Raw genomic sequence first — 12,008 nt, 5'->3', positions numbered from 1 at the left:
AAGAGAGATTCAATCTATTCTTCTAAGAGTTGATACGATATGCAATGTGAAATATGCGGTGCTGAAATACGGGATAAGCCTTCAAAGGTGATGATCGAAGGTTCTGAACTTGATGCCTGTCCCAGATGTGCACAATATGGAACTTCTACCAATAAAAGAAAGCCAGTATCCAGAAAAATTGCGCCTGTTGCACAGCAGCCATCAGCAAAAAAGAGTCGTCCGCGTCCTGCACGTCCAGATCCGCTAGCAGATATAAAGGAAGAACTTGTTGAAGATTATAATAATATCATAAGGGATTCCAGAGAAAAACTTAACTGGACACAGGAAGAACTGGCTTTAAAGATCAAGGAAAAAGAGTCACTGATCAAAAAAATAGAGCGTGGAGACATTGTTCCCGAAGATTCTGTGCTTAAAAAAATAGAAAGAGCACTGGATGTCACACTAACAGAAAGAGTGGGAGAAGATGACTGGAGTGGAGATAACTTCAGCAGGGGAACAACACTGGGAGACATTGTGAAAATTAAAAGAAAATAAAGAAGAATAAATACTCCCTGATCATTGACTCAGGTACATTCCAAATGCAGGATACTGACTACATTGAACAAAATCCTGCCTGCAATAACCAAAGGATGGTAACATGGACACCAAAACCAACATGACAGGTAAAAAGATAGGATTCATAGGTACAGGAAAAATGGGAGAGGCACTGATAAGAGGGATCATCAAATCCAGACTTGTCCCGGAAAACAGTATTCATGCAAGCGATAAATATTTCCCTGCACTTGATAAATTGAACAAGGAACTGGGGATTAACATTTCAACAGATAATAATCTTACAGTGATGAATTCAGATATAATAATCCTTGCAGTAAAGCCCCAGATACTCAAATCTGTACTCAGTGAAATCAGGTCTTCGATTGATAATAAGAAACTGGTGATATCCATTGCAGCAGGTGTCAGAGCTGCTGATATAGAGAGTGAACTGGAATCCGGTACAAGGGTTGTCAGGGTCATGCCAAATATTGCAGCAACCGTCTCAGAGGGTGCCACTGCAATATCACCCGGTAAAAATGCAACCATTGAAGACACTGAAACCGCAGTTGATATATTCGAATCTGTTGGCAGTGCAATAGTCATATCTGAAAATCTGATGGATTCTGTTACCGGCCTATCTGGCAGTGGCCCGGCATTTATTTTTCCAATAATAGAAGCAATGGCGGATGGTGCGGTACATGAAGGGCTTGACAGACAAAGTGCACTGACTCTTGCTGCACAGACCGTTCTTGGAGCCGCAAAAATGATGATGATTTCCAGAAAACATCCCGGTGAGCTAAAAGACATGGTCACTTCTCCTGGGGGAACAACAATAAGGGGTGTCCACACACTTGAAGAATACGGAATCAGAGCTGCGTTTATGAATGCAGTGATAGAAAGTTCAAAGCGTTCCAGGGAACTTGGAAAAAAGGAACAATAATCCGTTCTAAATTCCGCTTCCAGTTCATTTTTTGCACCAAAATGATCCATAGGAAGTTACTTATATTTAAAAAGAGAATATCAATTGGTAGTACTATATAATGGGTTATTATTGTGCAGGAGTGGAAAAACATAAAATCGTTTGCGGTAGTACGTGGGGACAATACAGACAAGGTTAAAATTGCATTACATGATATGCAACAGTACGGTCATATAAATTTTCTATCAGAACCAAAATATATAGAACCAGAGTTTGCAGATAACGTGCTTGTTAGTGTTATGGGAGTGCCACTTAAAACAAGATGCAGTTCTGCAGCATTGGTGGAAGTTGGAAGTAATGCAGGGGCTATAATTAACAAGCTGAGAAAAATACATCCTCCAGCACACATTGTTGTCGTGAGTCCAAGGCATGGTGTGTATTCAGAACTGGTTGAAAAGGCTGAAGAATACCCCGAATTTGATAGAAGTATGAATCGTAGCAGGTTCATTGACAGTGCAAAAATATCATGATACTGACATTTTAAACTTCAAAATTACAATTTTCATAAAATGGATTATAATCTACCTGCTATGCCAGCTGTTGCTATAAAAATCATTAGATATTTCTGCTACAGCTATACAAAAGCAGAAGCATTCCAGCTGCTTAACCTGGAGGTGTATAGTGCAGACTAGCCATATATAGACTATCGATAACTATATGTGTAAAGAGTCTGCATCAGGATAGCAAACCATAAAGTTCATTGTAGGTGATTATGACCATGGTCACAGAAATTGAATCCAAAGTGATGGCTGCAAAAAAGGCATCTATCATTCTTTCAAGCATCAGGACTGGTGAAAAGGACAAAGCCCTTGAAGCAATTGCCAGAGCTCTGGATAATAACCGCAGTTCTATACTCCAGGCAAATGAAAAAGACCTGGAAAACGCTGAACAACTGAAAAGAGAGGGAAAACTCTCACAGGCACTTGTTGACAGGCTGAAAGTGAACGATAAAAAGATCGATTCAATGATCAGCGGAATTAGAGACGTGATGACACTGGATGATCCTTCAGGAAAGACAATCAGCTCAATAGAACTCTCTGAAGGACTAAACCTGTGCAAGGTAACCTGCCCCATAGGACTTATTGGTGTTGTTTTCGAATCCAGACCAGATGTAGTTCCCCAGATCATGTCCCTGTGTCTTAAAAGCGGAAATGCAGTTATATTTAAGGGTGGAAGTGAAGCCCTTTACTCCAACAAAGCGCTATTTGATGTGATGATCGAAGCACTCAGAAATACAGGAACCATACCATACGATGCATTCCATCTGATGGAAACAAGAGAAGAAGTAATGGATATACTCAGAATGGATCAGTATATTGATCTTCTCATACCCAGAGGTTCAAATGATTTTGTCAGGTTCATACAGGACAATACCAGAATACCTGTACTGGGCCATGCTGATGGAATATGTCATGTATACGTAGATGAAGCAGCTGATCTGGATAAAGCTTACAATGTCTGTTTTGACTCAAAGGTGCAATATCCGGCAGTATGTAATGCAATGGAAACAATGCTTGTAGACCATACAGTTGCTTCTCGATTTTTGCCAGAAATGGCACAGAGATATATGGAAGCAGGTGTTGAGCTTCGATGTGATGATGAATCTTTCAGTATACTTGAAAACATTAAAGGACTTAAACTAAAAAGAGCTTCTGAAGATGACTGGAAGAGTGAATATAATGATCTGATACTTTCAGTAAAACTTACAAACTCAATGGCAGAAGCGATAGACCATATCAATAGCTATGGTTCACACCACACCGATGCAATTGTGACTGAAGACGAGCAGAAAAAAGCAGAATTTATCAGTCTGGTTGATTCATCCAGTACCATAATAAATGCTTCCACCAGATTTGCCGACGGCTATAGATATGGAAAAGGAGCAGAGGTAGGGATCAGTACAAATAAAATACATGCACGGGGGCCTGTAGGAATGGAAGGTCTCGTGATCTATAAATATGTCCTCATTGGGAATGGAGATACAGTCGCAGATTTTGAAAATACAGGCAAAAAGAAATATACCCATCGCAAACTGGATATAAGCCTTGAGAATATGCTCAATCTGAAAACAGATAAAAAGGTTATGTGAGGAAATTTGTATTGACAGATAGGATGAAAATACTTAATGATGTCAATAAAATCGTCATAAAGATAGGGACATCATCAATAACCCGTGAAGATGGGGGTCTAAACCGCGATTTTATGGACCGGATTGCAGCCCAGGTATCCCATCTGCATAAACAGAACAAGCAGGTAATAATTGTTAGCTCCGGGTCCATAGGAATCGGAATTGAGATGCTTAAGCTGGGATACAGACCCAGGGAAATACCTATACGCCAGGCTGCCGCTGCTGTAGGTCAAAGCATTCTAATGCAGGAGTGGAGCAGTACATTTAAGAAATACGACCTTGACGTAGCACAGATACTTCTATCATACGAATCATTTTCAAACCGTCTCACCTATCTCAACCTTAGGAACAGCATATCAACACTTCTCAGCTATGGTGTTGTCCCTATAATAAATGAAAATGACTGTACCTGTGTACATGAAATAGAAGCTACTTTTGGAGACAATGACAAGCTATCTGCTATGGTTGCAAGCAAAACGGAAGCCGACCTGCTCATAATGCTTTCAGACATTGATGGCCTGTATGATAAAAATCCGAAAAGAAACCCTGATGCAAAGCTCCTTGATACCGTTGAAAAGATAACACCTGAAATAGAGAGCTTTGGAGGAAATCCTACCAGCACTAAAGGTGTTGGAGGTATGAGAACTAAAATAGAAGCTGCCAGGATATGCAATATGGCCGGGTGTTACATGATAATTGCAAACAGCAGTATAGACAATGTAATTCTAAGGATCCTGGATGGAGAAAATATCGGAACACTGTTCCTGACAAATGAAGATGTCCATAAGAACCGTATTCGATGGATAATCCTTTCAAAATCGTCCGGTAAAATAATTGTGGATCCCGGTGCAAAGGATGCAATTGAGAGCAGTATGAGTCTTTTGCCATCCGGTGTGATAGATGTTATCGGAACATTCGAGCGTGGAGACATTATAGAAATCGAGTGTGATGGATACCTCTTTGCAAAGGGTATTACAGATTACAGTTCAGATGAACTGAGCAAAATAAAAGGCGTACATACCGATAAGATTGCTGATATACTGGGATACAAGAACTACAACCATGTTATCAAGCAGGAGAACATAGGTCTAATATTTTAAAATACTTTGACATTGATATATCGGTATCCAGGCGATTCTACGCCGGAAAAATATGGATTATCAAATATATGAATGGTCATAGCCAGTATTCCCATTTTTCATTACCGGCTAGCTGACGAAGTTTTGTAACATATGTGTAAACACTTTCAATATCCTTGATCTCCTTCTTAACCAGAGATTGCAGACGCATGCGTATATCCGTGTCCACCTCAATACCTGAATGTTCCAGATAACCGGCAATCTTGGATGCAAGAATATCACCTCTTCGATCCCAGTCTGTTAATATGACAACATTTTCACCACTACGTTCAATAAGTTCAGCAAAATTTAAAAGAGGCTGATGACTTGCAGTTTTTATATTACCCTTTATTCCAAGCTTGTTTAGGGACAGAACATCCCTTTTTCCTTCAACTATTATAATTTCACCTAAAATAGCCCTCTGTTCAAGTTCATCAAGCAGTTCTTCAACCCTTTCAAGCCGGTTTCTGTATTCAAGCAGATCTGTCAGATAAAAATCCCCTGCTGATATTATTCTGATTCTCTCAGGCTATTTGTGAGTATTTTGATTGCATAATGGCGATCTATACCCTTTACAGCCAGACACTTTTTGCTACCCTTTGCTCCGCTTAGTATTTCTATACTCTTAGTCCCAACCCCGAATAACTGAGAAAAGTGTTCAATAAGCTGTTCATTTGCCTTCCCATTTCGGGGTTTTTGAGTAAGCTTTACATGGATAGAATGCCTCCACTGGTTATAACCACATGGTACGCACAGCTTTTTAGATTCAGGAGTCACATCAACATCAATAATTACTCCATCGTCCATCTCTTTGACGGCATCATCAAGTGACATATAGGATATTAGTTGACCTTATTATTAAAAATATTTTCCCTGATAAATAAAAATGGCACTAAAATGAAAAAATGGCAGAAGGAATGTTAATCCCTTTTCTGCCATCATACTTAAATTCCATCCAGAATTATTTTTTTCTCTGAACAGCTAATCCTGCAGCAGCAAGCATTCCAATAGCAGCCAGTGAAAATCCAAACCCTGGTATTGCCTCAACCCCTTCCGGTCCATCCGGTGCAGGAGTTTCAGGTAAGCTGTCATCAGGTACTGTCACCGGATCATCAGATACAATATCCATTACAGTTATGGCAAAGACAGAAAAGCCTGAGGTCTGAGACACAAAGTACACCCTGCCATTCTCATGGCCTGCAATAGACGTTTCCAGTGTTGACCATGCACCCTCATTATCAGAATACCTTGCAAGTACCACCTGTCCAGCATCCACATTGTTATTATGAAGCCATTCATCTTCCAGGCTAAAGTGAATATCTGCATTTCTGATGTTAGCTGGATCAATATCATGAACTTCTATGATAAGATACATATAAACCATACCAGGAAGTTCATCCTTCACATTATCAGGTCTGGACTCTGTACCGGTGATATCAACAGATACACCGGAAACTTCCGTCTCTGTTTCAATATTTAGAGTAAATCCTATATTTTCAAAGTTCAAGACAAGGTCCCGGGATGGAGTATCAAGCATGAGTGATTCAGATTCCATAAATGTAACGTCAGTTCCTTTGACCATAGTTATGGGTGGTGATTGTGTGGATCGCGGTTCTCCATCAGGTTCGGTTGCGGAAGTTGGAATATCAAATTCTGCATTGAAGCTGAATTCTTCTATATTCCCAGAACCCCAGTACATCTGTTCACCTGCTTTTTTATCTGAAAACGACTGACCATCAATTTCACCGCTTAGATAAAATTCCACAACCATTCCATCAAGCCCTCCTTCAACTGCCATTTTGGACTGGGTCTGAGGACCCCCAATCTTTCCTGCCTCATCCACAATGAACGTTCCTTTTACCTCTCCATCAGCAACAGCTTCAATAACTGTACCTTCAGGAGCAGGTTCACCATTGATATATACTGTACCGTAACAGAGTGCAGGCAGTTCAGGTAACTGAGACTCATCTGCGCAGGCAGTTGTTGTAAGCCCCAGTGCAATCATCATAATTAGAGTACAGATAATAAGTTTATATTTCATATGCAAAATTCCCCCTAAAATATATATCAGCCAGCATTAAGCCAGCTGATATGTTCACATTTTTTTTGAAGCACCCCTATTGTATTCAAATGGCTTCAGAAACCAGGTCAGATGCAGATCCTGCAGGTTCTACGGTCACGCTGTGCACCCGATCGGATCCGCGCAGATAAACCCAGTAACCATCCAGGCGATACATCTTATCCTCATTTTTCCATGAGGTCTTATCCATCTGTGATATCTGCCAGTGGTAACTTACATCCTTCACCTGGTTGAAGACATTTGGAGAGTAAATGGAGGTTATACCTTCCCCACTTTCATATTTCAGATTGCTCAGGCGATTCATGGAATCATCCGTATTACCTACGCCTATGAGATTCCAGCCTTCTCTGAGCTGTTTGTTTGCAAAGTCATCTCCAGGTCCAAAATCAGCCCATATATAACCTACACCAAGTGTCTCATTGGCATTTACAAACACAGCTCCTGCAGGGTTTTTGAACTCCTTTGATATAACAGACTCATCGCTTACCCAGCCAGATGCTGTATGTGCCAGCCATGCTGCAACATCACCCTTGATCTCATATTGTTCAATATTCGAAGGAGCAGAGACAACATTCCAGCCCTGTCCAAGAACAAGTGTGAAATCAAATCTTTCACCGCCAGCCTCAAGAAGCCATGGACGATAGTCTACATTATCTGAAACAGCAGCACCTGAACCCTGACCTGCACCGGATGGACCGGACGGATGTCCCCACCAGTTGTAACGGGCATCAATTAATTCTAAAGCTTCATTAGAAATTGCATAGTTATTGCTGCTGCAGAACACGTTATCTGTGATGATGGTGTTTTCCAGTGACCATGTGCCCTTAAATATTTTTATACCTGCAGACGAATCTCTCAGTTCATTCTTCTCAATATTATTATCTGGCCCTGCTATTCCTATACATTCATCAGAAGCATTTGTAATAATATTGTTTATGACAGTATGGCTTGATGTACCACTTGATAGGGCAATACCAGCAACAACGTTATCTATTACGTTATTATCAATGACCCCATCTGATCCGTCGTTTATGAAAATACCAGTTATATGGTCTCTTATAAGGTTGTTCTCAATTGTATAACCGGTCCTGGAACCCGTTTCGTCAATGGCACCACGAAGTGTTCCATCTCCCTGCAGGTAAAAACCATCTATCCTTACATTATCTGCCTGAATTCTTATTCGATCAACCTTAGCTTCATGTTTTTCTAAAGATTTTAAAATAAGGCTGTCTTTGTTAACAGACAGTGATTCCGTATAGGTCCCTGGGTGTACCTCTATAGTATCACCCTCAAGCGCTGCATCAATAGCATCCTGAATACTCTGACCATCCTTTACCGTTGCCCACTGCAGGTATACAGAGTCTACTGAATTTTCAATCAACAGAGATTCTTTCATTTCACCTGATGTTGTTTCATCATTGATTGACGCAGGTCTGCTGACTACCTTTATTTCTGAAAGATTATCACCTGCAAGATCATGGTCAGTTATTGTATTATCCTCAATAGTTAGCACTACATCAGCATCGGGAACAAGCCATATTCCTTCATGATATGCACCATTTACTGTATTGTTAACAATCTCTATAACAGCCCCGTCCTTTGGATAGAGACCAACTGCCCCAACAAATTCATTGTTTTTTATTGAGGAATCACCGACACTGGCACCATACCAGTTCCCTGCTGCCAGCTTTGCCTGTGAGTTAAGACTTGCTTCTGCTCTGTTATTAAGAATTGAAGTCCCATCAGTACCATGGAATTCTATCAAAACAGGTGCTTCACTATCCCTGATTGTAAATCCATCCACTGTAACATTATCTGCCTTTATTGTTACAGTGCCATTGATAACAGCACCATGCCTTTCTGCAGACCTGAGAGTTATGTTTTCCACATCTACCGTGATAACTTCTTCATAACTGCCTGAAGCCACTTCAATAATGTCTCCACCTGAAGCTTCATTGATCGCAGCCTGTATGCTGCTGAAAATAGTTGCCAGCTCTATGTTTCCTTCATGGTCCTGAACAATAACAGTTGTGCCAAAAGTATTCTCATTTAACAAAGTATCAATGTATGTCATTTCAGGGGCAGTTCGATAGTCTTTTATGTGCACACCTTCGCCTGAAAAGTGGTTACCGATAATGTTCTTGATTTCTACACCTTCACCAAGTCCTATTCCCTCATCAGATGTTTCAAATATATTATTCTCTATCAATAGATTAGACATACCCTCAGTTCCAGCAATCCCATACTGCGTTTAAACACATTGTTTAAGATCGTAAGGTCTGCAGGTATTCCATACCAGTCACCCTGGATACCTCGCATAGAATTAACAAGTACATTGTTTTTGATTGTAGTATTGCTGGTACTACCAGGACCGACTACACGCTCTCCACCTTCATTGTCAATTGTAAAACCATCAATTGTCACATCATCAGCAGCAACCTTAACTGTAGCACCCATAATGGTGGTTTCAGCAGGTCCTGAAAGTGATCTTATGGTAAGACTGGCTTTATCAATAGTTAAATCATCGTTATAAGTACCTTCAGAAACTTCAATAGTATCTCCAGCTTCTGCAGCACCAATTGCATCCTGTATACTGCTAAAGATTACAGGAACCTTTATTTTGGATTCTTCGTCAAGAACCACAACAGAAAGATCAAATGTGTTTTCTTCAGCCAGGTCATTGAAATTGATGTCACTGACATACGACGGAATTTTGTCTTTATTTATTGTTGAAATCTGAATACTATTGTTATTAAAGGCGTTATCTATAATAGATATATCAACGAATGCGTTTTCACCTGCATCTGCACTGTCATGAAGATAAATTCCATTCTGTTCATTGGAGAACAGACAATTTATGATTGCTATATTACGGATCCCGGCGTCGACGTAATTTCCACTTGTGTAAAGCGCAATACCACCCCATGCATTGGAATCGGTTACAGCTCCATCAATCACAACATCTTCAGAATCAGTAACTGCAATTCCATTTCCAGAAGCAACACCAAAAACATGGACATCCTTGACCAGAGCATCACTGACTCCATGAAGGTCAATGGCTGTTCTCTGACTGTCTTTAACACTTATATCATATATTAGAATTCCATTGCTTTCAGGCCCTACCTTGATTCCATAGCCATGTGTCTGATCACCTGTTCCAACAAGAGTAAATGATTCAAGACTAACATTTGAAGCTTCAACAGATATCGCATAGCCTGATTTATCACTGGCATCAATTATTACGTTATCCTGATCCATTCCCTGTATGGTTAAACCTTCTTTAGTTATACTCAGGGATTCTTTATAAGTTCCTTCATTCACTACAATAGTGTCTCCGTCTTCTGCAGCATTAATGGCAGCCTGAATCGAATCAAATATATCATTCGCACCACTTTCGTTCACAATTTCAACGGATCCGCTGTCAACATCTGCTGATGCAGCTACTGCCATAAACATTACCATTAAAAATGCGATCATTCCTATTTTCAATATAGATCCAGTAGTCTCTTTATTCATTATTCTTGATTGTATCAACATACTTACCCCCATATCCCGCTTTTTTTGATTTGGATACAGCTTTGAAGGATACGTGCCTGGAAAACTGCAATTGACATGCAGGATTTGCCACAGATCACATATCTGCAATCTGTGACTTTCCGGCTTAATCACGGTAAAAGGCCGTTTTTAGGAAATCGTTTTTATGTTTGAGCCGTAATCCGACAAAAACAATGATCACCGTGATGTTCGTTTTTCTGTACCCTCAAATCCGTTATCTTTTGGGCATATAGAGTATTGTACAAAGATTAGAAATAAATAACAGAAGAATTGTTACAGAAGAAAAATACAGAATTTTGTTACATAACATAGTTACATAAATGGAAGAATATTTTCACTCCACTTCCATCATATCCTAATAATATAGGTAACATATACTGTATCTCCTGGAGATTATCATGGGAATATTTACTGTATCAGAACTGAACCAGCATGTTAAAAATGTGCTAAGATCCGAGCCTGGACTGCAGCAGGTCTGGGTCAGAGGTGAAATCTCAAACCTTACACTGCACAGAAGCGGTCATTATTATTTCACGATCAAAGATAGCAAGGCACAGATAAGCTGTGTATGCTTTAGCTCAGTTAGTCGAAAGATTAAATTTCAGCCAGAAAAATCCATGAGCATACTGGCATTTGGATCGATTGACCTGTATACTGTCCGCGGCCAGTATCAGTTGCAGATACTTGATATGAGGCCTGATGGAATAGGAGAACTGTATCAGGCTTTTGAACAGCTAAAAAACAGGCTTGAAAAGGAAGGACTATTTGAGATCGAACACAAAAAGCCGATACCAAAATATCCTTCGAGGATAGGGATTGTTACATCACCCACTGGAGCTGCAATACACGATATACTCAATGTGGCACAAAGGCGATTACCTGTAGATCTGCTCCTGGCGCCTGCCCTTGTACAGGGTGAAAGATCAGCCTCAAGTGTGGCAAATGCTATAGAAATGCTGAACAATACCGATGTAGATGTAATTATTTTAGGAAGAGGTGGAGGATCACTGGAAGATCTCTGGTCATTTAATGAAGAGATAGTTGCAAGAGCCATACATGACTCAAATGTGCCGATAGTTTCAGCAGTAGGCCATGAGACAGACTATACGATCGCTGATTTTACCGCAGATCTTAGAGCACCTACGCCCTCTGCTGCATGTGAAATGGTAATACCTTCAAGCTCAGAACTCGAAAAATACATAGATTCGTTGATCCACAGGATAATACAGTCCACAGATCAAAAGATCAAAGATCACAGGACCGATCTGAAATATCTCCATTCCAGAGTTCAGCCGGAGAAGTTCAGGGATCACGTACTTCAAAACTATCAGAAACTCGATGAAACGGCTTCACGAATGGAATACATTATTTCAAATCTGCTCCGCAACAAAAAATCTTTCCTGAGAGAATATGCCGGAAGACTTGATGCTGTAAGTCCACTCCAGACACTTGCAAGAGGATATAGTATAACCATGGACACTGAAGGCAATATAATACATTCCGTGAATGAGGTCACAGAAGCAGATGACATAGAAATTATGATTCATGACGGAATAATCGAATGCAGTGTCAGGAACATAACCAGAACAAATAAAAGATAATTGGATCTTATAC

At 40.2% G+C, this 12,008-nt stretch carries 11 protein-coding genes; 6 read left to right on the top strand and 5 right to left on the bottom strand.

The window, feature by feature from the left end:
* The first annotated feature begins 39 nt into the window (after window positions 1-39).
* The 5 genes from MZHIL_RS09105 (at window position 40) to proB (ending at window position 4,741) form a co-directional block, all read left to right on the top strand.
* A complete protein-coding gene (locus MZHIL_RS09105) occupies window positions 40-534 on the top strand; it encodes a multiprotein bridging factor aMBF1 (RefSeq protein WP_013899083.1) in 495 nt (164 codons plus the stop codon).
* Window positions 535-637: 103 nt separating this feature from the next.
* Window positions 638-1,474 carry a pyrroline-5-carboxylate reductase gene (proC, locus tag MZHIL_RS09100; RefSeq protein ID WP_013899082.1) on the top strand — a complete coding sequence of 279 codons (837 nt, stop codon included), beginning with the start codon at window positions 638-640 and terminating at the stop codon, window positions 1,472-1,474.
* 113 nt (window positions 1,475-1,587) lie between these two features.
* Window positions 1,588-1,983 carry a DUF356 domain-containing protein gene (locus tag MZHIL_RS09095; protein ID WP_013899081.1) on the top strand — a complete coding sequence of 132 codons (396 nt, stop codon included), beginning with the start codon at window positions 1,588-1,590 and terminating at the stop codon, window positions 1,981-1,983.
* A gap of 248 nt (window positions 1,984-2,231) precedes the next feature.
* Window positions 2,232-3,602 carry a glutamate-5-semialdehyde dehydrogenase gene (locus tag MZHIL_RS09090; RefSeq protein WP_048815566.1) on the top strand — a complete coding sequence of 457 codons (1,371 nt, stop codon included), beginning with the start codon at window positions 2,232-2,234 and terminating at the stop codon, window positions 3,600-3,602.
* A gap of 11 nt (window positions 3,603-3,613) precedes the next feature.
* Window positions 3,614-4,741, top strand: a complete 1,128-nt coding sequence (proB, locus tag MZHIL_RS09085) for a glutamate 5-kinase (RefSeq protein WP_013899079.1) — start codon at window positions 3,614-3,616, stop codon at window positions 4,739-4,741.
* Window positions 4,742-4,817: 76 nt separating this feature from the next.
* Here proB and MZHIL_RS09080 read toward each other — a convergent pair whose 3' ends face one another.
* The 5 genes from MZHIL_RS09080 to MZHIL_RS09060 form a co-directional block, all read right to left on the bottom strand.
* Window positions 4,818-5,249: a toprim domain-containing protein gene (locus tag MZHIL_RS09080; protein WP_013899078.1), complete on the bottom strand. Its 432-nt coding sequence runs from the start codon at window positions 5,247-5,249 to the stop codon at window positions 4,818-4,820.
* 20 nt (window positions 5,250-5,269) lie between these two features.
* The gene (locus MZHIL_RS09075) at window positions 5,270-5,593 is read right to left on the bottom strand and encodes a DUF167 domain-containing protein (RefSeq protein ID WP_013899077.1); all 324 of its coding nucleotides are present in this window, start codon (window positions 5,591-5,593) and stop codon (window positions 5,270-5,272) included.
* Between the two features lie 127 nt (window positions 5,594-5,720).
* Window positions 5,721-6,800, bottom strand: coding sequence for a PGF-pre-PGF domain-containing protein (locus MZHIL_RS09070; RefSeq protein WP_013899076.1), 1,080 nt, complete (start codon window positions 6,798-6,800; stop codon window positions 5,721-5,723).
* Between the two features lie 85 nt (window positions 6,801-6,885).
* Window positions 6,886-9,060, bottom strand: a complete 2,175-nt coding sequence (locus MZHIL_RS09065) for a right-handed parallel beta-helix repeat-containing protein (RefSeq protein ID WP_013899075.1) — start codon at window positions 9,058-9,060, stop codon at window positions 6,886-6,888.
* On the bottom strand, window positions 9,045-10,376 hold the full coding sequence (locus tag MZHIL_RS09060) for a right-handed parallel beta-helix repeat-containing protein (RefSeq protein WP_013899074.1): 1,332 nt from the start codon (window positions 10,374-10,376) through the stop codon (window positions 9,045-9,047). The genes MZHIL_RS09065 and MZHIL_RS09060 overlap by 16 nt, the downstream gene beginning before the upstream one ends.
* 416 nt (window positions 10,377-10,792) lie before the next feature.
* Between MZHIL_RS09060 and xseA the strand changes: the two genes are divergently transcribed.
* On the top strand, window positions 10,793-11,995 hold the full coding sequence (gene xseA, locus MZHIL_RS09055; protein WP_013899073.1) for an exodeoxyribonuclease VII large subunit: 1,203 nt from the start codon (window positions 10,793-10,795) through the stop codon (window positions 11,993-11,995).
* Window positions 11,996-12,008: the final 13 nt, after the last annotated feature.

It is taken from the genome of Methanosalsum zhilinae DSM 4017 (assembly GCF_000217995.1).
In the GTDB taxonomy this organism is placed as follows: Archaea; Halobacteriota; Methanosarcinia; order Methanosarcinales; family Methanosarcinaceae; genus Methanosalsum; species Methanosalsum zhilinae.
The sequence above is the reverse complement of the archived record's forward strand: the minus strand, read 5'-3'. Positions and strand labels throughout refer to the sequence as shown.

Coding starts and splice junctions, on each gene's coding strand:
- MZHIL_RS09105 (WP_013899083.1), top strand. CDS start 40: ATGCAATGTGAAATATGCGGTGCTGAAATACGGGATAAGCCTTCAAAG.
- proC (WP_013899082.1), top strand. CDS start 638: ATGGACACCAAAACCAACATGACAGGTAAAAAGATAGGATTCATAGGT.
- MZHIL_RS09090 (WP_048815566.1), top strand. CDS start 2,232: ATGGTCACAGAAATTGAATCCAAAGTGATGGCTGCAAAAAAGGCATCT.
- MZHIL_RS09075 (WP_013899077.1), bottom strand. CDS start 5,593: ATGTCACTTGATGATGCCGTCAAAGAGATGGACGATGGAGTAATTATT.
- MZHIL_RS09070 (WP_013899076.1), bottom strand. CDS start 6,800: ATGAAATATAAACTTATTATCTGTACTCTAATTATGATGATTGCACTG.
- MZHIL_RS09065 (WP_013899075.1), bottom strand. CDS start 9,060: ATGTCTAATCTATTGATAGAGAATAATATATTTGAAACATCTGATGAG.
- MZHIL_RS09060 (WP_013899074.1), bottom strand. CDS start 10,376: ATGTTGATACAATCAAGAATAATGAATAAAGAGACTACTGGATCTATA.
- xseA (WP_013899073.1), top strand. CDS start 10,793: ATGGGAATATTTACTGTATCAGAACTGAACCAGCATGTTAAAAATGTG.